At 69.6% G+C, this 21,813-nt stretch carries 11 protein-coding genes; 3 read left to right on the top strand and 8 right to left on the bottom strand.

The window, feature by feature from the left end:
• Window positions 1-14: 14 nt before the first annotated feature.
• Window positions 15-1,373, bottom strand: coding sequence for a BREX system ATP-binding protein BrxD (gene brxD / locus OG700_RS07145; protein WP_405610601.1), 1,359 nt, complete (start codon window positions 1,371-1,373; stop codon window positions 15-17).
• Window positions 1,374-1,480: 107 nt separating this feature from the next.
• On the opposite strand from brxD, the gene OG700_RS07140 reads away from it, so the two are divergent.
• Window positions 1,481-2,233: a DUF3800 domain-containing protein gene (locus OG700_RS07140; RefSeq protein ID WP_405610598.1), complete on the top strand. Its 753-nt coding sequence runs from the start codon at window positions 1,481-1,483 to the stop codon at window positions 2,231-2,233.
• A 160-nt stretch (window positions 2,234-2,393) separates the two neighbouring features.
• On the opposite strand, the gene pglZ is transcribed toward OG700_RS07140, so the two are convergent.
• The 5 genes from pglZ to OG700_RS07115 all read right to left on the bottom strand — a co-directional run bounded on the left by pglZ (window position 2,394) and on the right by OG700_RS07115 (window position 12,182).
• Window positions 2,394-5,420: a BREX-2 system phosphatase PglZ gene (gene pglZ / locus OG700_RS07135; protein ID WP_405610595.1), complete on the bottom strand. Its 3,027-nt coding sequence runs from the start codon at window positions 5,418-5,420 to the stop codon at window positions 2,394-2,396.
• Window positions 5,417-9,328 (bottom strand): phage resistance protein, encoded by a 3,912-nt coding sequence (locus tag OG700_RS07130; RefSeq protein ID WP_405610592.1) that lies wholly within the window; start codon window positions 9,326-9,328, stop codon window positions 5,417-5,419. The genes pglZ and OG700_RS07130 overlap by 4 nt, the downstream gene beginning before the upstream one ends.
• A 94-nt stretch (window positions 9,329-9,422) precedes the next feature.
• Window positions 9,423-11,315: a DNA/RNA helicase domain-containing protein gene (locus OG700_RS07125; protein ID WP_405610589.1), complete on the bottom strand. Its 1,893-nt coding sequence runs from the start codon at window positions 11,313-11,315 to the stop codon at window positions 9,423-9,425.
• 253 nt (window positions 11,316-11,568) lie between these two features.
• Window positions 11,569-11,856, bottom strand: a complete 288-nt coding sequence (locus tag OG700_RS07120; protein WP_405610586.1) for a hypothetical protein — start codon at window positions 11,854-11,856, stop codon at window positions 11,569-11,571.
• Complete coding sequence (locus OG700_RS07115; RefSeq protein WP_405610583.1) at window positions 11,853-12,182, bottom strand: hypothetical protein; 330 nt, start codon at window positions 12,180-12,182, stop codon at window positions 11,853-11,855. The genes OG700_RS07120 and OG700_RS07115 overlap by 4 nt, the downstream gene beginning before the upstream one ends.
• Window positions 12,183-12,361: 179 nt before the next feature.
• Between OG700_RS07115 and OG700_RS07110 the strand changes: the two genes are divergently transcribed.
• Together OG700_RS07110 and OG700_RS07105 are read left to right on the top strand one after the other, a co-directional pair.
• Window positions 12,362-13,204, top strand: coding sequence for a helix-turn-helix domain-containing protein (locus tag OG700_RS07110; protein WP_405610580.1), 843 nt, complete (start codon window positions 12,362-12,364; stop codon window positions 13,202-13,204).
• Window positions 13,186-13,395 (top strand): DUF397 domain-containing protein, encoded by a 210-nt coding sequence (locus OG700_RS07105; RefSeq protein WP_405610577.1) that lies wholly within the window; start codon window positions 13,186-13,188, stop codon window positions 13,393-13,395. The genes OG700_RS07110 and OG700_RS07105 overlap by 19 nt, the downstream gene beginning before the upstream one ends.
• 61 nt (window positions 13,396-13,456) lie before the next feature.
• Here the strand turns inward: OG700_RS07105 and pglX are convergent, their stop codons facing one another.
• Entirely contained in the window at window positions 13,457-17,074 is a 3,618-nt protein-coding gene (gene pglX / locus OG700_RS07100) for a BREX-2 system adenine-specific DNA-methyltransferase PglX (RefSeq protein WP_405610574.1), read from the bottom strand.
• Window positions 17,071-21,813: a BREX system serine/threonine kinase PglW gene (gene pglW, locus OG700_RS07095; protein WP_405610571.1), complete on the bottom strand. Its 4,743-nt coding sequence runs from the start codon at window positions 21,811-21,813 to the stop codon at window positions 17,071-17,073. The genes pglX and pglW overlap by 4 nt, the downstream gene beginning before the upstream one ends.

The following is a 21,813-nucleotide window of genomic DNA, read 5'->3' as shown; positions in this document are numbered from 1 at the left end:
GTCGGCGCCCGCCCTCACACGTCCACGTCCAGTGCGATGTCGTCGGCCGAGCCCGCGGCGGCGGAGTTCCGCTCCACGTCGGTGAGTTCACCGCTGTTCACGGTCAGTCTGTAGTGCCGCCGCGGGTCGAAGTCGTCGAACTGGTCGATACGGTCGAGGACATCGCCCACCAGTTTCTTCAGGTAGAGCCGCGGTGCCACCCCCACCTTGCCACCGAGCGCTCCGCCGACCGCGCGGGCCAGGTCGGCGACGTACGCGTCGTCCGCGAGCCTCCTGATCCGGTCGGGGGCAGCGGCTCCGGCGGCATAGAGGTCGCGGATGGCGACACCCAGGCGCACCAGCGATTCCTGGGTGAAGCCGGGCAGCCTCAGTTGCACCGCGCGGGGATTGTCGAAGCGCGGGTCGGTGGTGAAATCGGTGGCGAGGCGCTGAGCGAGCGGGGCGAGGCGCTGCACGCCCTGCTGTCCGTCGTAGAAGGCAGGGGTTCCGGTGATCACCAGATAGAGGCCGGGGAAGCGACCCGAGTGCGCCTCGTCGATGAGCTGGCGCAGGGCGTTGAGCGCCTTGTCCCGGGCGTCGGAACGCACCCGCTGAAGCGTCTCCACCTCGTCGAGCACGACGAACAGTCCGCGGTGCCCTGAATCCCGCAGCACGGTCAGCAGCCCCTGCAGAAAGCCGAGAGCGCCGAAGTGGTCGAGGTCCCCGCGGACCCCGGCAGACCGCCGCGCCGCCGCGGCCACGTGCGGTTGCCCGCCCAGCCAGGCCAGAACGGCTGCCGCCGTCGCTTCGTCCCCCTCCGCCAGCGAGGCCCGGTAGCCGCGCAGCGCGGTCGCGAAGGACGGGGCGTGGCGCGAGACGTCGGCCAGCCTCGCCGTCAGCAGCCCCTCGACCTCGCCGGCCAGCTCGTCCTCGCTCACATCCGCCGCGAGGGCGTCCTCCTCCAGGGCGTAGAACCAGGCGTCCACGATCGGCCTGAGCGCGCTCGGAGGGAAGCTCGATGTGGTCAACCGCTCGGTGAGGCGCCGGTAGACGGTCTCCAGCCGGTGCAGCGGCGTCTCGGTCTCCGAGATCTGGATCTCGGCCACGGCGAAGCCGAGGCGCTTGGCCCGCTCGCCCAGCCACCGGGTGAAGAAGGTCTTGCCCGATCCGTACTCGCCCCGTACGGCCTTGAACACCGCTCCGCCCGACGCGACCGACTCCAACTCGGCGTCGAGCGCGCCCTCGAACCGGTCCAGCCCGGTGGCCAGCAGATCGAGCCCACTCTCGGGCACGGCCCCACGGCGCAGCGCGTCGATGACCGTCCGCCTCCGGGCAGCGGAGGCGGGGGAGGCGACAGGGGCGGGTGCGACAGGATTCGGCTCGGCTGGGCTCACCGGCTCAGTCTCTCACCCGGTCTGATCGACGGTCTGGGTCACGGCTGCCAGGGTGTCGGCGGCCAACTCGCCTCCCTCGGAAGAGTGGTGTGTGAAACACTCACCCGGTGTTACTGACCTACGTCGATGAGTCATACGACAACGATCGCTACTGGATGGTCGCTCTTGTGGTGGCCGAGGGAGACCTGCGGTCGCTGCACCGCGCGCTCGACGCGATCGTGGCCAAGGCGGCGGACCACTACCCGGTCGACCGCCATGCCGAACTGCACGGACACGCCCTCGTGCAGGCCAAGGACGACTGGCAGCGGATGGACAACAAGGGCCGCAACATGGTCCGCGCCCGTATCGGTGTCTACGGCGACGCGATGAAGGCGATCGGCGCGCACGACGTGCGGGTGATCGTCCGCGGGCTCGATCGACGGGCCTACCGGGCCCACCGCCCGCGGGAACCCGACGCCGGGTCGGGGTACTGGCCCCCTCCGCACGAGCTTGTGCTGCGGCACCTGCTGGAACAGGTCTGTGACCATGCGCGGGGGCGGGATCAGCTGGCCCTGGTGATCGCGGACGAGATCGAGGGAGCGGACGAGCACCGTCGGCACTTCCGCGACTACCAGCTGGACGGCACAGGGGGCAGCATCAGCACGACGCTGCCGAGTCTTGTCGACACCATTCACTTCGCGCCGTCGAAGGCCAGCCGGCTTCTGCAAGCCGCCGATCTGATCGCGTACCTGCACCGCCGGCTGGTCAGCGGACAGGACGGCGACTCCCGGGCACGTAAGGCCAACGAGACGCTGTGGTCCTTCGTGGCGCCCCGCGTCGCCCATCAGTACTGCTGGGTCCCGGGGCAGTCCCCGGACTGAGCGAGGCCGATCAGCACAAAGGCCCCGCTTCCGCGGGGCCTGAGGCGAACCGGGCGTCATTTTCTGAGGACGTCCCTGCGGCCGAGGCTAGCACGGTACGCCGCTCGGTGACTGCCCCGTGACTGCCCGCTCGCGGCCCGCGCATGCCCCGCGCCCGGCCTCACCCCAGTGCGAACTGCTCCCGCAGAAGCCCTTCGTGCAGGCGCAGTGTCCGCCCGTCCGGCAGGGTCTCCAGGACCTGGACCCCGTCGTAGTTGAGGAGCTGACGCAGGACCGCCGCGAAGCCGTCCGCGCGACCGACGGGGAAGTCGACGCGCTGCGCCAGCGCCGTCACCGGCAGCGTGCCTCCCGCGTCGAGAAGAGCCTCGACCGCCCGCCCGAACTTGACCAGTTCACGCTCACGCGGCCTGCGTGCCAGGAGTTCGACCTGGTCCTGGAACGACGCCGAGGCGAAGAGCGCGGTGGCCACGGCTCCCACCGCGCTGACCGGGTCGGTGCCGGCCGGCGGGGCGACGCCCCGCTCCGTGGCGAACGGGGTCTTCCCGCTCTCGTCCGCGGGAACGGTCACCGCCGGAGCGGTGACGGGGAGCACGTCGAACAGCGAGTCGTGCGTCTGCGCCAGTTCTGCCTGGACCTTGGAGGGCTTGTGACGGGGCGGCTTGTTCGGCGTCGCAGTCGGCGCCGTCGGCGTGGTGCTGGTCCGACTGGGAGTGAGAGGCGGTACCTGTCCGGCCGCTTGAGCGTCGAGGAACCACCAGGGCGGCCGCTGATCGCCCAGCTCCCGCCACTGTCGCGGCGGCATCGCCCCGAACGGCAGGAAGGCGAGGATCGGAATGGTGAGTTCGGCGAGCGAGGCCCCACCGTGGTAGCCCGCCTTGAGCGCGGTGTAGTGCGAGTCGGCGTCCCACAGGGCGACGATCGACGCGCCGGGCTCGGGCCAGACCACGCGCGGTCCGGTGAGGACGACCTCGCTCGGTGCCAGGGCACCGCCGGGCGTGCGGTGGCGCGCGGATTCCGGGGTCTCGGCCGCGACCTTGGCACCGCGCCGGTCCACCACATGCCCGTGGTCGCTGGTGATGAGCACGGCCATGCCCTGTGCCGCGGCCACCCGCAGCAGGTCGGCCAGCCCCGGGATGTGCGCGACCCGCCAGCTTCCGTCGCCGAGCTTCTGCTCCTTGGCCAGTCGGTCGTCGATGGCGTTCAGGACCACCGCCACATGGGTGCGTCCATCGGTGAGGGCCTCACCGAGCGCGCGGCCGAACGTCTCACCGGCACTCTCGGCACGCAGATCGTCCTTGTGGAACACGGCGGCCGGCGCCCCGCCCCACAGCTTCCGCGTGGGGAAGAGCCGCTTCTCGTCGGCCTGCGTCCCCTTCGTCAGCCTCCCCGCGAACAGCGATGTACGGGAGATGGTGGTCAGGGTCGGCAGCGCGGCGGCCATACCGCGCCGACGTGGCTTCCCCTCCTCCACCGGATCAAACTCGGCCCAGGAGGAACGCAGTTCCTCACCCAGCTCGGCGGCGATCGCCGCGCTCATCCCGTCCAGGACGAGGAGCAGGACGCGCCGGCCGTCCGTGTCGCGCACGACCGGTCTCACCACCCGGTCCAGGAAGGACTCCACCGTCAGCATCGAGCCCGGCGGCGTGCCCGCGGCGGTCCAGGTCGCCAGCGCCCGCGCGAAATGACCGTCCATCGCGTGGCGGCGTTCCCGTACGCGGGCGGCGAGCTTGTCGAACGCGGCGGTGAGAACCGGGTCGGGGTCCCCGCCGGCCTCGATGTGTTCGAGCGCCTGATCCACCCAGCCGGTCTCACTGATCTGGCGCTTGATCCAGTCGCCCGTGGAGTCGCAGGTGACGGCCGCGCCGCCGGCGAGCCATCGCGTCAGCCGTCCGCCCATGCGGGCCCGCTCGATCCGTGCCCCGGCCTCGGGGATCTCGGCGCGCCGATGCGTGCTCAGGGCGCGCACTGTCTCGGCGACAGCCCCGAGCGCGCCCGCGTCCAGCGCCCGTCCCACGGCCGCGAACCGGGCCTCCAGCCCGGTCGGCAGCAGCGGGCTCGACCTGGCGGCCGACTCCGCCCCGAACTGGCGGGCGATGGCGGAGGCCCGGTCCAGGATCGTGTCACTCGTACGACGCGCCTCGCGCGCCTCGTCGGCCGCGTCGCCGGACCCCCCGTGGGAGGCGTTGCCCGCCGCCCGGTCCGTTTCGCGTGCCGCCGTCGTGAGCAGCACCCCGGTGTACTCCTCGCAGGCCCGCCCGAACGCGGCGGTGAGCGCGTCGAGTTGTTCGCCTTCGGCCGGCGGCTGTTCGCCGAACCAGCGCTCCGCGCGGCCCCGTGCGCGGTAGGTGTCCGCGTCCGGTACGGCGTGCAGCCACAGCGCCCCGCACACCAGCCCGAACGCGACCGCGTCCTCGCCGTGCTCGGCTTCGACCAGGGCCAGCAGCGCCCGTCCGGCCGGACCCGCCTGGTCCTGCTCGCTGAGGAAGTCCCGCAGACCAGCACGCTCGGGACCGCGCAGCTCCCGGAACCGTTCGGGGGCGCCGGGCCGCAGGGACCACGCCAGGAGCATGTGGGTGTCGAGGCTGTCGCCCGGCTGGGCGCCACGCCGGGCGTCGGAATCGCTCTCGTACCGTCCGAGCCGCAGCCGCCGCAGGGTCAGTGCGGACAGGGCCGTACGCCAGGAGAGAATGCCTCCGGCGAGCGAGGGCCAGCCGGTGGGCGGCCGGGCGTCCAGGAACGCTTCCGAGGCCCAGCTCGCCTCGCGCAGCCGGGGGTCGATCTGCTGGGCGCCGAAGGCGTCGCGCACCATGTCCCAGTTGTCGACGGTGTCGATGCGCTTCTTGTGGGCGCGCGCCAGGATCGCCGGATCGAGTTCGCCCGGTTCACGGTCGGTCAGTACGACGAGCACGGCCGGACCGTCCCCCGCCGCCCCCTTGATCCCCGCGAGGTGCCCCAGCACGAGTTCATGGACCGCCAGAGCGGACGGCGCGGCGGCGATCCGGGCCGTCCGTCCGTCCCCCCACACCGGCTCGGCCGGTCCGTCCCAGTGCGGCGTCGAGCGCAGCAGGACGGCCCGTCGCCTGTCGCCGCCGGTCAGGGACGCGGCCAGCGAGGTCTGGGCGGAGAGGTACTGGGTGATGGTCGCGACATTCAGCGGTGCCACCACCGAGCTGATCGTGGCACTCACCGGTCGATGACCTGCCAGTGGAACTCAACCGTCGCGCCGGGCTCCCTGGCCGCCAACTCGGTCAGCTCCCGCTGGAGTTGGGCCGCCGCGTGCGCCGCCGTCGCACGGCCGCTCCCGGACCGCCCGACCCGTCCCGCGCCGGCGGCGCCGCCCGAGCCGTCGGTCGGCGACGGGACGCTCGGCACCGGCGGGTGGCTGGTGTCCGTGTCCAGGGGCACGTCGCCCGCTCCTGGCGGCACCTGTACGGGTGCGGGATGCGCGGCCGGGGCCCGGTTCCGCTTCAGCAGCGCGAGAACCTGGCTCTGCGTACGGGCCAGGGCCTCCCGCAGGTCGCTCGTCCGCTGGTCGCTCCCGGCCACGTTCCGCAGCGAGTCCAGCAGCGCCGCTCCCTCGGGGCCCTCTCCCGTCGCCAGTTTCACCGTCTCCCAGGACGTCGTCTCCAGTGCCTGGGCGACGGACTTCGCCTGCTTGACCGACGCGCCGAACCGGTCGGCACCGACCTGCCCGAGGTCGAACGAGGCCAGGGCTTCGACCGTCCTCTTCGCCCCGGCCGCCCCCTGCCCCGCCGACTGAGTGAGAGCCTTCAGCAGTTCGACGCAGCGCCGGGCCAGTGGGAGCCGGCCCGTCTCGTCCGTCCCGTCGAGACGCAGGAACCCCGCGTGGGCCTCCAACTGCCTGACGAGATCGGCCGCGTGGTCCTGGTGGGAGCGGGCCTCCTCGGTGATCTTGCGGGCGAACTGGTTGACCATGCGTCCGCGCCGCAGCGTCGGAGCGGGCTTCCCGAAGATCGCCTCGAAGCGCTTCCGGGCGCTGTCCCAGTCCTCCGCCGAGGGCAGCGGCTGGCTGCGCAGCGCGTCGTGGTCCTTGATCTGCGACAACTCGGGGGCGGGATCGAGCGGCATCCCGGCGCGCACCCACACCCGGTCGTCCATCTCGGCGAACGCGGCGACGACCAGCCGGGCCAGGAAGTCGGGCAGCCCGCGCGGTTGCGGCAGGTCGGTCCAGTCGGTGAGCGTGATCAGTGAGAGGTCTCCGGTGACACCGCGGTCCCGCGCCAGCCCCCGGAAGTGATCGGCCCAGTACTCGGACAGCTCGAAGTACGCCTCCTTCTGCTTTCCCAGCCGCAGCGGGCCCGCGATGCGCTGCACCAACGCCCTTTCACCGCCGGGCACTTCGGCGTGGCGGTCGCGTGCCTCGGCGGCGTTGCGGATATGGGTGAAGACCTTGCGCGCGTCGGCCGCCTTCACCACCGTGCCGGTGGAGTCGGGGTCGAAGTCCGGGTGGCCGGGAAACTGCTGGGCCAGCAGCGTGCCCGCGATGTGCCGCAGGCCGTCGTGCGGCGACTGGCCGATGGACAGCGTCAGCCCCTCGACGTCGCGCAGCGAATGGAGATGGTCGCCGAATCCGGGTCCCACATCGGTGGCCTTCTTGTCGGCCAGACCGTACGCCTGCTTGAAGGCGCCCTTGATGGTGGTCCGCAGGGACTCGCGCTGGGTCTCCAGCAGCCCCTTGGCGCGGGCTCGGTTGTCGGCGTTGAGGTGACCGGCGTACTGACTGTCGAAGCGCTGCTCATCGGCGAGCGCCTTGTCGATGACGACGAGCCGGCAGAAGTCCCCGTACCGCTGCGCGGACAGGTGGGCGGGCAGCCAGGCGACCGTACGGGACCGCTCGCCCCCGACCTGCCGCTCACGCAGCTTCTCGACGCGGCGGACATGATCGACGGGGCCGAACTCGCCCTCGTCGTACGGCAGATCGATGACGATCCGCCACAGGCCCTCCTCCTGCGGACTCAGGTCGTGGTCGGCCAGTTCGTCCTCGTCGGTCACGTTCCCGAAGACCACTTCCGCGGCCCGGCTCGTGCCTCGCCAGGTGAATTCCACCCGGCTTGTCAACTGCCCCTGCTCCACGCCCAGTTCCTCGGAGAGGAGCCGCTTCGCGAGCGCCTGTCGGTTGCCCGGGTTGTCGTTGACCTTGGCGTTGGCGATGACGGAGTCCACGTCCACGCCGGTCAGTTCGAGACGGACGCCCGGATTGGTCTTGGTGCCGGTCTCCTTGATCTCCGGGAAGCGGCCCGCCCATTCGGCGACCTTGTCCTTCAGGACGCCGTACTCGCGCCCCGGGATCGGGGCGACGACGGAGCCGTAGTTGAGCGCGGAGAGCCGGCGGATGGTGAGATCGGCGAGCGCGGGCACGCTGGGCGCGAGCGCGGACAGCAGCAGCGTGCCGACGATCCGGTTGTCACCGACGAACGTCTTCACCCGGGCCCGCTGCTCCGGATCGGCGATACCGGCGGGACCACGGCGCGTGTACTGCTCGACGTCCTCCTCCGACACCCCGCACGTTTCGAGCAGATACGGGCGCAGCTTGGTGCGGTAGAGCTTGTCGGCCGCCTCGAAGACGACCTTCAGGCTGTCGGTGAACGGCTTGTCGCCCCCGGCCGTGATCAGCGGATACAGATCACCGACGGGGATCAGATCACCGAGCCGCAGCTCGTCGCGGTGGTCGGCGAGCAGCTGACCCATCAGCTTCATACCCGTCCTGTTCCGCTGGAGCGCGGAGGAGACGTGCACGAGCGTGTCCATGAAGGCGGGTGAGAAGGGATACGTCAGCCGGAAGCTCTCCTCGTCGGCGCCCACCCCGCCGGCACCGCGGTCCGACCCCAGCAGCGTGTCCCAGACCTCTTGACGGATCCTGCGCGTCTTCTCGAACTCGGCGGTGACGAGCGCCTGCGACTCCGCGTCCTTGGGCCGCAGCAGCCGGGCGTGCGCGACCTGCGGCAGGTTCCGGTCCTCCAGCGTGATCTTGTCGAAGCGGCCGGACGCCAGGTTCAGGGTGTCCTGGATGGACGACTCGGCCGCGCCGGACACCTCCTCGCCCACGAGTTCCCGCAGGTCCCGCTGGCGGGCGATGAAGGACACCACGGGAACGGCGCGGCGCGCGTCGCCGCCCTCCACGAAGTTCGTGATCTTGCCGGCTTCACGGGCCACGAACTTCTGGTCGTGGATGAGGGTGGCGAGCCACAGGATCAGCTCGTCCATGAACAGGATCAGTCCGTCGTAGCCGAGCGACTTGGCGTGCGCGGCGATCACCGACAGGCCGGCGTCCAGCGAGACGAAGCCGTGCTCGTCCTCGGCGGCGTCCTTCGCGAAGCCGGGCAGCAGATGCGTACTCGCGTCCTGGACGAGGCGCGCCCGCAGCTCGGCCGGGGCGGACGGACTGACCAGGTTGAGCGCCTGCCCCGACTCGTGCACCTCCTCGGCGGCCAGTGCGATGTCCAGCAGATCCGGCGCCCAGGAGAACGCCTCGCCCCACTCGTCCTCGTCGCCCTCGACGGCGTCCTTGGCGGCGAGACCGTCGATGATGAACCGGTCCCCGTGCCGCTCCCGCAGCGACCGGATGCTCTCGAAAAGCGCGTCCGTCCGGTACACCTGCGGCGTCGGGGCCTGCGGATGCAGCTTCTTCACATGGCTCACATAGCCGCCGAGCACCCGCTGCTCCAGGGCCTTGGCACCGAGCATGTGGTACGGCACCAGCAGGAACCGCTTCCCCCGCGTACCGAGCCACTCGTGCTTGGTCAGCACCGGATCCAGGTCGGTCCGCGCACGGGCCGCCGGGCTCGCACTCAGCAGCGCGTGCAGCACCGCCATGAAGTGCGACTTACCGGAACCGAACGACCCGTGCAGATAGGCCGCCTTGGAGGCGTGCCCGTCGACGGCCGCCTTGATGAGGCCCAGCGCCTCGTCGAAGTTCTCCAGCAGCCGCTCCGTGACCACATAGTCGCGCAGCGCGTGCTCGGCGCCCGCCGAGGTCGTCGCCTCGGACAGCTGAAGCACGAAGTCCGAGGTGGAGATCGACTCCTTGATGTCGATGACATCGCGGAGCAGGGGCGGCTGCGGCTGTTGGGCCATGGACGGTCTCACTCTCCGACGGGCGGTGGCGCGGTGTCGTCCGAATCGTATGGCGTAGGTCGGACAACGACCCAATGGTTCCGAGATCAGACCGTCAGACGAGCGCGGTCGCCCTGACCCCGGTCCCCGGGTGGATGAGCGAGCGCAGCTTCTCGCGGGTCTCGGGATCGGTGGAGTAGATCATCGTTCCGACCATCCCCCGGGTCAGCAGCACCTTGTACGTGTTGCGGACGAGGCGCTCGACCTCGTCGTCCGGGGTCGCCCTGGTGAAGATCGGATCCTTCGACGCGGTGCGGTCCACCACCCACTGGTCCGTCCGCCACACCAGGTCGGGCCCGATGATGACACCGGACCAGTCGTACTCGAAGCCCTGCGCCGTGTACACGCAGCCCACCTGCCCGAAACCGGCCGGATCGGTGGCCCACAGGGACGACGACGGCGCACCGAGCACCGACCGGTCGCCGTACAGGTTCCACGGCCGCGCCCAGTCGCCGATCACGACATCGGCGGGGAGCGCGGACATCCCCGGTGTGATCTTCGTGGTCCACTTCCAGCAGTACCCGGCCGCCATGCGCGCGCCGTAGTCCTCCTCCCGGCGCGAGACGAGGAAGTCCTCCAACTCCCGCGGGCTGTCGGCGGTCAGCAACTCCACCTTGCCGTCCGGCTCCCAGGCGAGGGGTCCGTCGCCCTCCAGGCCCAGCAGATTCGCGACCCACGTCACGTACGCGTCGCTGCCGCCGCAACGGAACTGGTCGTCCAGTTCGATCACGGCGCATTCGAGCCCCTGCGCGGCAGCCGCCTCCTTGATCTGCTCCTTGGTTCCCATCTCGCCGGGGCGCACCACCTGGTGCTGATCCAGCAGGAACACCGGCACCCGGGCGGCGTCGATCAGCTCCGCCACCTGCGGGCGGCCGGTACGCAGAGCGGCCGTGGTGTACCGGTTCGCCGAGGTCTTGCGGAGCCGGTGCGCCTCGTCGCAGATCAGCACATCGAGATCGTTCGGCTCGGCCGCCATGAAGCTGTTGAAGTACTTGAACAGACTCCGCACCTCGGGCTTCCGGGCGCCCGCGACCTTACGCATCGTCTTGGTGAACGACTGCGAGCCGGTCGCGTGCAGAGCGGTGACCCCGGTGCGGTACAGCTCGCCGAGGAGCGACAGGGCGACCACGCTCTTGCCGGACCCGGGGCCACCGGTCACCACGATCACCTGCTTGTGGTTCGACCGCCGCGACTTGCGCACCGCGGACAGCACCGACTCGTAGGCGACCCGCTGCTCGGCGAGCAGGACGAACTGCTCACGGTCGCGAATCTCGGCCGCCGCGACCGCCATCAGCTGCTTCGACGGGCGCACCTTGCCCTGGAGCAGCAGATCGGCCGAGTGGGCGCCGGACTTCGGAGCGAGCCGTGAGCGCAGGAAGTCGAGGAACGCGCCGCGCTGTTCGGCGGTGTACATACGTCCCCGCAGGTCTTCCGGGACCTCGCGCAGTGAACTGATGCCGAACTCGGTCGCGTTGTGCAGGAAGGCCACTCCGGCGACGGACTCCGGGATCCGTTCCAGCGCGCCGTTGAAGTCCGTCAGGTAGGAGCAGTAGCCCCGCACCTGTTCGATCGGGTTGAGCACGGGACGGGCATACGCCTCGACCCGGCAGAGCAGCGGCGCGTCCTCCTCGGCGAAGGCCGCACTCCACTGCTTCAACTCGACCACCACGTAGGACGGCTCGCCGGTGGCCGGGTGCACCCCGGCGAGTACGACGTCCGCGCGCTTGCTGGTCAGCGGGAGTGCGTACTCGATCAGCATCTCGACCTCGCCGAGCCCGGCGTCGAGCAGCGCGCCGGTGAGGGCGGGGATGCTGCGCTCCCAGGACCGCACTTCGGACGTCCCGGGCCGGCGGCGGTGCGCGTGAACGAAGTTCTCGACCAGACGCAGCGACAGTGACCCTTCGAGATTTCGGGCGGCGACGGACGTGGCGGAGTCGCGGAACAGCAAGGAATGCCCCCAGGCAGCACGAAGTTGCTCGTGCGGGTGGGGGCATGTCCTCTTAAGTCCGCTGACGCGGAACGGAAGCCCGTCGGGCCGCTGAGATGATCTGTCTCATCGTAGGGCGGCGGGCGGATCGGGCGGAGGAGATTTCGGCCGGACTTGGCCTGACTCGGTCGGGACCGGTCAGGACCGGTCAGGACCGGTCAGGACATGGTGCGGGCCTGGATCGTCGGACTGTGAGTACAGAAGTGACGGGGCGTCAGATCTGTTGCCTGCTGCGAGCGTTCACCTCGGCGAGTTGGGCGCTCAGCAACTCGGCCGGGCTCGGCGGGCGGACGTGGGCCGGGTCCGCGTCCCACTCCCGGCCACCGCCGAGCGGACGGAGCTGAAGACACGGCCCCTGGTGGGCCATGACGATGCCGACGCGGTCGCGGGCCGTGTCGTGGACGGTGTCCCCGATGGTCGGCTCGGCTGGGGGAGTTGTCGGGGTCGGCGAGGTCGGGACGGACGGCGAGGCGTCCCGTACCGGCCCCGTACTGCCTGTCACCGGCCGGCGCCCTTCACGATCACGGCGGCGAGCGCGAGCGCGACGGGCGCCGAGCAGACGCCGAGATGCACGAGCGCGTAGCGGGTGGCCCGGCCGGCGTCGCCGGCGTCGGTGATCGGCCACGGGGTGCGGACGTCCATGGAAGGCAGTTGGATACCGGCGCTCGTCAGTGCTGCTGCCAGCGCGTCGCGTGCGTCGACGCTCTCCTGGATCTTGTCCGGAGCGACCAGCCCGGCCGGGGGGACGAGGGTGCCGGGAGTCCGGTCCGGGGCGGTGGCTTGCGGGGTCCGCCGGGGGAGGGGCGGCTTGGGTGTCGTGGAGGTCATGGGGGGTTTCCTTCGGCTGATTGTTTCGCGGTTTCTCCACCTGGGCCGCGCGGCGTGAATTACCGTGCGTGAGGGGTTCGTTACGAGAATGCGCCCGCCGGCGCTCGATTTCGCCGTTGGTCTGTGCTGCTTCCGGCGCGAGCGTCGCAACTTCCACACCTTCCACGGAGGGCAGCACCATGCCGACGAGACGAGTGGTCACCGGCCGCAGCAGGGACCCCCGAGCACGGTTCGCGGAGGAACTGCGTTCACTGCGCGTCGCGCGGGGCGAGAGCCTTCGCCAGCTCGGCGAACGGCTGGGCTGGGACTGGTCGTTGTTCGGCAAGATGGAGAAGGGCGAGACGCTGGGCGGCCCGGAGGTCGTCCAGGCGCTGGATACCCACTACGGGACGCCGGGGTTGTTGCTGGCGCTGTGGGAGCTGGCGGTGAGTGACAAGTCGCAGTTCAAGGAGCGCTATCAGCGGTACATGGCGCTGGAGGCGGACGCGACGAGCCTGTGGCACTTCGCGGTGAGTGTGCTGCCGGGGCTGTTGCAGACGGAGGGGTACGCGCGGGAGCTGCTGGCGGCGGGTGGCCTCAAGGGGCAGGCGCTGGATCAGCAGGTTGAGGCGCGCATGGGGCGGCGGGAGTTGCTGGAGGGGGACAACGCGCCGCCGTTCCGGACGATCCTCTCGGAGGCGGTGCTGCGGACGCCGTCGAGTGACGCCGGTGAGTGGCGTGAGCAGTTGGAGCACCTGGGGGAGATGGCGGAACGGTCGGAGGTGACTGTTCAGGTGTTGCCGTTCCACGCCGGGCTGCACGGGTTGATGAGCGCCGACATGTGGTATCTGCGACTTCCGGACGGTCGTACGGTCGTGTACACGGAGAACGGTTACCGGGGCGAACTCATCGAAGAAACCGCACCTGTTGAGCGGTTGCAGCTCACGTACGATGCGGTACGAGACTTGGCGCTGTCCCCGGCCGAGTCACGGAAGTTCATCCTGCGCATGTTGGAGGAAGTACGGTGCGAACCGTCGACCTGAGCGTCGCGACTTGGCGCAAGAGCAGTTATAGCAACCAGGACGGTGGCGCGTGTGTCGAGGTCTCCGACGACTTCGCCGCCGTCGTCCCCCTGCGTGACAGCAAGAACCCGCAAGGCCCGGTGCTCGCGTTCGGTGCGTCCGGCTGGGCGTCGTTCGTCTCGGCCGTGAAGGACGGCGCGTTGGACATCTGACGCGCCTGTTGTACGAGACGGCCCCGCAGACCGGTTTCATTGGTCTGCGGGGCCGTCTTCGCTACTTCTTGACCGCTTTGCGTCCGCGCGTCGCGGCGATCGGGCGCCAAGCGCGCAGGTCGTCATCCGAGAGGCCGTGCTCGCCCTGGACCATCTGCCTGTCGCCTCGGAAGAACGCGGCGGGCGAGGAGCCGAATGCCGCGTCGAACTCGTCGTGCCACTGCTCCAGCCAGGGCTGGAGTTCCAGCAGGCCCGCGAGGAACGGGGTCAACTCCTCGGAGGTCAGCGCCTCGTGCGAGGCGATGTACGCGTCCAGCGCGTACGCCTGCTCCTGGTGGTCCCAGCCGGCCCAGCCGTACAGCTCGGGGGTGGCGACGTTGCTCTGCCCGTACGAGATGAACCGCTCCTTGGGAACGTCGAGCTTGCCGCGCGCCCGCCAGAAGGAGGTGCGCAGGAAGTCGGCGGAGGTGTACTTCGGCGGTACGGGGATGGTGTCCCGGATCTTCCGCTTGGCGGGCTCGTCCGCTGCGGCGTCCTCCGCACGCTGAAGGTCCCAGACGTGCTCCCAGTCGGCGCGCTTCTTGAGCCCGGAGGGCTTGTAGCGGAGGGCGGAGAGGAAGGGGACGTGCTCGTCGGTCATCAACTCGCTGACGACGGAGTGCAGTTCCTTGTGCGGTGCGTAGATCTTGGCAACGGAGACGAAGTCGTCGTCGCGCGAGAGTACGTCTGCGAGACGGGAGAGAGTGACGAGGGCGGGCATGCCGTTCTCGTCGAACCAGTGATCCCGGTCCTCGATCCGGTCGAGCAACCAGGACTTGAGGGCCTTCTCCTGGAGAGCGTCCCATCCCTCTCCGTCCCAACGCCTTTTGAACTCGGGACGCTCGACCATGCCGATTGCGCGGCTAGTTTCGATAACGTCGATGCGACGCTGTACCACGTCCCTATACGAATCAGGCCAGTTGATAGGAATGTCAGTTACTGCCGTGAATCCATGACGCCTAAACCAATCTGTTGAAGCAGTTCCATCTGCGACCCGCCGAGCCAGGACAATTTCGAAGGCACGCTGCCCCGGCAGTAGTTCGGGAATTTCAACGAAGTCTGAGTCGTTAGGCATGCGAAGGTCTTCTGAGTGCAGGGTGTAAAGAGTATAGACTTGCCAATCCAACTCCTCTTGGAGAGCGATCATGCGAGCGTGGGTGGAAAGCCAAACGGTGCGAGCATCACGAAGGGAGGAGGCGGTGGGTGTGCTTTTCGAAGTGATGGCTGAAGGGCTGGCGGATGAGAGCTGCTGGGCGAGGGTATCTAGAGCTGCGGCAAGTTCGGTTGGGTAGGAGGGCGGGAGTGGGAATTCTTGGAGTTTGGTGCCGGTGAACTCGTAAAACTCTTCCCACTTCTCACCTCGAAGTCCTTCATTGACTCCGCCGTTCCCCTTGCCGTGGCTGACCATTTTGAGCCAGAATCCAGCCGTAGAGCTGTTGAATAGCCCGAGTAGCTTTAGGTGCAATTCTTCGTTAGTCGCGTCCCGCAACTTGATTACTGGGGCGTGGCGGTTGAACACGCGGCCCCCGCGGCCGAGGGCGAAGTGATTGTGTGTTGCCACGAATGGAAATGTGATCAAGAAGTCTGCGCTGAGGCGGCCCTCATGGTGATATGCATAGTTGGACCAAGGGAGCCCTCGTTGTTCTTTGGTTGTGGAGAACATGAGCCCATTGCGCAAGATCTGACGTCCTTGCCACAAGACGTGTTCTTCGAGGTTTTCTCGCTCTGGCAAAGTTGCGGCAGATGGGAAGATAGTGTCTGCCGCTTGGTGGCAGTTCCAATCGCGTACCTGCTCGCCGGTGACGAAGGACCTGCGAGGCACATCGTGCTTGCTGAGCCAGCTGGCGAGCGGATGTGGCAGTACGAAGTACTCGTCGTCTCCTGTAATGGCAGCGAAGCCGATGGAATCCGCCAGTTCTGACAACTTTCCGGTGGCGCTGTGCTGAAGTTTCTCGACCATTTCAAGCCCACCATCTGCGAGGGCCCATGGTTGCTTTTCGAAGTAGCGCTTGCGCTCCAGGTCATCGACCGAAACCCATTGGCTTGCAGAACGAGGTTCGTCTATCTGCTTGAGAATCGCCCGCCAGACCTTTCCGTCTTCTCCGTGCTCCGGCGCGCCGGGCTCACCCTGAATGCTACGTACCGTGCGAATTGTTTCTGAACGCCCAAGGCCGCTACGGCGTTTTCCTACTAGGATGACCGTAGGAGTTCCATGCCCTGGAATGTAAGCGCCTGACGTGTCAATGACTTCCGTCAATTCGACTTCGTGGCCGAAATATGTTTCGATGAGTCGGGCCCCGAACTCCCGCTTCATGAAGGAATTCGATGTGATCTGCCCGACCAGACCGTACCCCCGCCCACTCTCAGCTTCCCCGGACTTCGCCAGCTCGAAGAACCGCTGAGCGAACGGCACTGAGAGAGCGTACTTCCCCGAGCAGGCGTCGTATAGGCCTCGATAAAGCTCGTTGAGCTTCCTGTCTTTCACCGTGATGTAGGGCGGATTCCCCACCACCACGTGATACCGCCCCTGCCGCAGAATCTCCGGATGCTCGTGCACGTCCTCCGTCACGTACTTGAACTCCGCGAGTTCGTCCGCGCCCTCTTCCTCCAGGCCGTCGAACAAGTTCCCCTGCTTGTGTCGAGTCTTGATCAGCGAGTCCCCGACAGCCAAATGAATCGGCCACTCGTACTTACTGGCCTCCGCCATCGTCCGCACCCCACTCGCGGCCATCGCCGCCACCAACAACCGGAACCGCGCCACCGCCACAGCAAACGGATTCAGGTCCACCCCGTGCACCGAATCCAGCGCCGCCCGCACCCGCTCGTGCAGATCCCGCCCCGGCTGGCCCTCCGCCCACAACCGCACCAGCCGCCGGAAAGCGCCCAGCACAAAGTGCCCCGACCCGCACGTCGGGTCGATCATCTTCAACTCTTCGTACCCGAACTCCCGCACCGCCGGGTTCATCGTCCGGTCGAGGATGAACTCCTCCACGAACTCCGGGGTCTGGAGCAGCGCGTACGTCTTACGCGCGGCCTCGCTCAGGTCCTGGTACAGATCCCCAAGGAACCGCGTGTCCCACCCCCGCGTACCGTCGCCCTCCTCCTCCAGCGGGTCGGTGAAGTCGTGCACCAGCACGCCCTCCTCGTCCCGCCCGCGCCAGAAGTCGACCAGGTCCCGCGCCCCGTCGTGCGACAGCGGGATCTGATAGAGCGGGTTGTGCTTGCGGTCGAAGAGCAGCCGGCCCGCCTGGCCCGCCCCCAGCTCCTCGAACGATGTCTCCAGCCAGCCCCGGTACGTCGGGTCGTCCGACGTCGCCACGTAGTCCTCGTACCGCGCCAGTGCCACGTCCCGGCGGTCGTCCTCCGGGGCCGTCAGGTACGGCTCGGGGATCAGCCGGTTGTCCTCGCAGAAGCGGACGAAGACCGTGCCCAGTACCCACGCGACGCCGACCTGGGTGACGCGTTCGTCCAGCCAGGAGTTCCATGTCGCCGCCGTACGGCCCAGCTTCCGCGCCATGTCGTACTCGGCGTGCAGCCGCGTGCCCACCTCGGCGACGGCCTTCACCTGCCGGGCGAGATCCGTTTCGACCGCCTTGACCTGCTGCTTCAGGTCATCCAACAGAGCTTTGCGGTCGATCACTTGACGTCTCCCTCGTGTGCTTCGGCACCGTTGGCGCCTACTTCGCCGGCCCGGTGGGCGTTGCGCACCCACGCGTCCGGCAGTTCGATCCATTCGCCGAGGCCCGCCTGGTAGGCGACCGCGACCTGTCCGAGTTTGGGTTCGCGCGCCGGGTCGCTCTGCGGGACCAGGAGCCACAGGCCCCGCCCGCCCTGCCGGGATGTCTCGGCGAGGCGGTCCAGCACGCCCATGGCGTCGTAGCGCGCGAAGGCCGTGGCCTCCGTCAGCAGCAACGGGGCCGTGCCGGGGCCGCCGTCTTCGAGCAGTTGCCGTATGCGCGGCTCCACCGTGCCCCACGCCGTACGGGCGTACTCCGCGAACTTCCGCGCGTTCGGGGAGCCGGGCGTCGCCGCGTCCGCCTTGAGCAGGGTCTCCCACGTGGGCTTCTTTCCCGGCGGGGCCAGCGCGTGCAGGGCGGCCAGGAACAGCTCCGTCACGGACACCACGTGCGCACCGATCCGCCCGTTCACGGGTCCCACGCCCACGCCCACGCCCTCGCCCGCGTCCACCGCACCCGCTTCGGGCGCTCCGCCCAGCTCCACCACGGCTTCCCGCGACAGTTCTTGCCACACCGTCAGGACCCGGTACCCGTCCTGCCGCGCCGACGCGGTCAGCCGCTCCTCCGTGCGCACGGCGCCCGCCAGCAGCGGATCGTCCGCGTACCGTGTCACCGCGCCGATGTCCGTGGAGCGGCGCCAGGCGCCCGTCGTGAGGTAGCTGGACGCGGTGTCCATCCGGGTGGGCAGGTAGCGCAGCGTCCCGGTGTCCTCGCGCGTCGAGAGCGTGAGGTCGAAGCCCGCGTTCCGCAGTGCCTTCGTCAGGGGACCGGCAGTCGGGAGGTCGCGTGTGGTGCCGCCGCGCCCGTCCGGCACGACGAGTTCGGGGAACCGGGCGCGGACCCGCTCGTGCACGTCCGCGCCGGTCAGCCCCGGCTGCCGGGCCTCCGGTACGCCCGGGATCAGCCGTACCAGCCCGGCCTGGGTCAGCCGCAGGGCCCGTACGAGGTCCAGGTCGCGCGGGTAGATCTCCAGGCGAGGGGTCGCCGCCGCGTTCACGGACGCGGCTGCCGCCAGTTCGACCAGTCGGCGTTCGTCCCACTCCACCGCTCCCGGCGCCGGGGGCAGCGCGGCCAGTTCACCCAGGACGGTGGTCGCCGTGGGCAGGGTGTCCAGCCGCGCGAGGTCGTCGGCCGTGTTGCCGAGCCGCATCGCGTAGTCGAGCAGGCCGGGTGCCGTGGGGGTGTCCGGCGGGTCGCCCGCCGTCCCCGATGCCTCGTCGGCCTCCCGCACGTCCAGGGCGAGCAGGCCGGCCCCGAGGGCGTCCTCCGTGGCCTGGCGGTTCGGCTGGTGCTGGAACTCGGCCGATTCGGGGGCGAGTTGCTCCACCTCGACCACGGCACGGACCGCCGCGAGCGCCAGCGCGCGTCGCTGCTCGCGCTCGGAGAGCAGTGTGCCGCGCCGTACGGCGAGGGCGTCGGCGATCTCGGCGGCGGAGGCGACGCGTACCAATCCTCCGAGGAGGTCGGTGATCTCCGCGCGAAGGGCCAGCACCGCCGGGTCCTTCTTCCAGCGCTTGCGTTCCTCCTTCAGCATCTGCGAGATACGGCCGGGGGAGAGGCCCATGGCGTCGGCGACGTCCTTGAGCCGGGGCCAGGCGTCGATGTCCGGGAGGACGCCGTGCTCGTCGGGGAGCCGCAGCAGCAGCCGTACCATCTCGACCTTGCTCCGGTTGGAGCCGTTGTTGTTCAGCTCGGGAACCAGGATCGTGGCGAGCGTGTCGAGGCTGACCGAGCGCAGCGCGGGCGCGGAGAGCCCGGCGGCGCCGCCGTCCGTGGCGAGGGCGTCGACCACGGCCGATTCGGTCGCGGTGAGCTGCGCCAGCTCTTCCCTGGCCTCCGCCCGGCCGCGCGGTGTGAGCGGCGACAGGGGTGCCTCGCGCAGCAGTTCACCCCACTCGCGCTGGCGGCGCTGCACCTCGCCGCGGGTCTTGGCGCCCAGGCCCGGCGCGTTGAGGAGCTTGCGACGGCTGTGGTCGAGGAGACCGCCGACGGTGGTGAGGCCGAGGCCGTAGAGGAAGGACTCGGCGGCCGGGGTGAGGCCCGCCGACGACAGGTGTGTCTCGCGGGTGACGTCCTTGGCCACCTGGTCGCGCTGCTGCTCCGCGGTGAGTGGTTCGGCGTCCGCGATGGCGGGCGTGTCACCTTCCGCGCGCTCCGCCGCGGCCGTCCCGGCGGGACGCGAACGGCTGGACGGTACGGCCAGGGTGGCGTCCAGGAAGATCTTCCGCCAGGCGTCGCGCATCGGCTTCAGCTCGGGGAAGCGGTGGGCGACGTCCCGGTGCAGGGCCTTGTGGAAGAACGCGACCAGGTCGTCCCGTACGGCGGGTTCGAAGGCGTCGTACGCGACGATGGGGGACGGGTACTCCTCCGGGTCCGTCTGGCGGGGCAGGACGGAGCCGTCGCCCCACTTGGGCAGCTCGCCCGAGGCCATCTGGTGCAGGGTGACCGCGACCGCGTACCGCTCGGCGTGCGAGTCGTAGGCGGTGCGGGTCAGTTGACCGATGAACGGGTCGAGATAGCCCTCCGTACCCGCCTCGAACTCCCCGGCGGGATAGCCGGCCAGGGAGAAGTCGATGAGGACCAGTTCGCGGGTGCGGTTCGGGCGGACGCGGATCGCGATGTTGTCGGGCTTGATGTCCCGGTGCCAGACGCTCTCACCCTCCAGGAAGTCCACGGCACCGAACAAGTAGTCGCCGTACGCCTCCAGTTGGTCCATCTGGAGGCGGCCCCGGTCGCGGAGCTGACGGGCGACGGTCTCCTCACGGCGGCGCGCTCGTTTGCCGGTGGACTCGGCGCCCTCGCCCGGCTCGTCGCGCTCGTCGCCCACGTACTCCAGGGCCAGTACGGTGCGCTCGGCGATGGTCAGCGGCTCCGGCTCGACGAGCCGGATGACGCGGGAGTCGGGGCGCAGCCGCCCCATGATCTCCGCCTCGCGCCGCAGGATGTCCCCGCGGCTGTCGGACAGGGCCACCTTCAGGACGGCCAGGGGCCGCGTCCTGCGGGCCTCGGCCTCCCGGTCCCTGACGAGGAACGCCCGGCTGGTCGAACCCGTCCCGAGGCGGCGGCGGACCTCCCAGCGGTCCCCGAGCACATCGCCCGCGACGGCTTCCAGGGGGTCCTTCGCGCTCTCGCGCTCGGTCGTGGAGGCGCTCGGCGGGGCGGTCAGTACGTCCTCGACCAGTTCCAGCGTCTCCAGGAACTCCAGGACGGTGGTCATCCGGGCGCGGGGGTCGTAGGCGGTGGCGGCCTGCACCAGAAAGTCGATGTCCTCCGACAGGTCGTCCACCAGGGAGCTGGGCCGCAGACCCTCCCCGGCCTCCAGCCGGGTGTGCAGCTCCGACTGGCTCGCCGCCGGGGCCTGGCCCGTGACCAGCAGATAGGTCAGCACACCGAGGCCGTAGACGTCCAGGGACACCGGGTCGGCGCTCAGGGCCCGCAGCTCCGGCGCGAGATAGGCGTCGGAGCCGTCGGCCAGGTGTGTCGTGGACAGCGTCGTCGGCGCGAGCCGGGGGGCGCCCGGCGCGGCACCGCCCGTGCCGCCGCGCTGCGTGGCGATCTGCCAGTCGGAGATCTCCAGGTGCGGGGTGAGCCAGGTGGCCTCCTCGCCCACCGCCTGCCCGCGCCGGCCCCGGTCACGGGGTACGACGTGCACGGAACGCGCGGTCAGGGCGCGGTGGAAGATCCGGGCGGAGTGGGCCGACTTCATGGTCTCGGCGAGCTGTCGCACGAGCGCCATACGGCCGAGGATGTCGAGCTTTTCCCCGTACTGGAGCAGGTATTCGTCCAGGCGCAGGGTCTCCGGGTGGTAGCCGAAGATCAGGGCGGGACCCGCCGTGTGCCCCGACGGGTGGTACTGCTTGAGATCCACCACGCCGGGGTGCTTGAAGCGCTGGAGGACGGCGGCCTCCCGCCGGGCGGCGTTCTCCACGGACCGGCGGATCGTGGCGTCCGAGCCGCGCTCGCGCAGATAGACGCGGACGCGGGCTGTCTCGGGCAGCTCGATGTGTTTGGCCTGGTAGTCGGACCAGGTCTGTCCGGAGTCGAACGACTTCCGCTCCAGCTCGTACGGACCGACGATGCGCGCGGCCTCGCTGGGCCGGATACCCACACGCTCCAGCGCGTTCTTGATCTCACGGGAATCGGGCGCGGTGATGCGGTGACGCGCGTCGCGCGGCGGCTGCTTCAGCATCGTGACCAGCTCGTCGACGCGGTACACGCCGTTCTGGTCGTGCGCCGGGAGCTGGATGCGCAGCGAACCCTCGGTGAAGCAGACGGCCTCGCCGACCCATACGCGCCTGCCGTTACGGCCGAGCAGCCCGGCCAGCTCTTTCGCCTTCTTGTTGACGAGGTGCAGCGGATTGCCGTGCGGGCGGCGCCTGTTGCCGGGGATGGTCTGGACCCAGGTGCCGTTCTCGCTGGTGAGGGAGCCGTACCAGTTCTTCAGCTCGATCATGCAGACGCCACCGGGGGCGATGACCAGAAGATCGACCTCCCGGACGTGTCCGGTCGTGGCGGTGAAGGTGAAATTCGACCAGGCGCGCCACGGGTCCGAATCCGGCAGCCTCTCCCGGATGGCCTCCAGCCCTTGGCGTTCATGATCGAACTCGGACTCGGTGACCGTGGTCCACCGGCCTTCGCGCAT

This window comes from Streptomyces sp. NBC_01508 (genome assembly GCF_045040315.1).
Taxonomy (GTDB): domain Bacteria; phylum Actinomycetota; class Actinomycetes; order Streptomycetales; family Streptomycetaceae; genus Streptomyces.
The sequence above is the reverse complement of the archived record's forward strand: the minus strand, read 5'-3'. Positions and strand labels throughout refer to the sequence as shown.

Bases quoted from the DNA above. Each gene is read 5' to 3' on its own strand.
- OG700_RS07130 (WP_405610592.1), bottom strand. From the start codon at position 9,328: ATGGCCCAACAGCCGCAGCCGCCCCTGCTCCGCGATGTCATCGACATC.
- OG700_RS07115 (WP_405610583.1), bottom strand. From the start codon at position 12,182: ATGACCTCCACGACACCCAAGCCGCCCCTCCCCCGGCGGACCCCGCAA.
- OG700_RS07110 (WP_405610580.1), top strand. From the start codon at position 12,362: ATGCCGACGAGACGAGTGGTCACCGGCCGCAGCAGGGACCCCCGAGCA.
- pglW (WP_405610571.1), bottom strand. From the start codon at position 21,813: ATGCGCGAAGGCCGGTGGACCACGGTCACCGAGTCCGAGTTCGATCAT.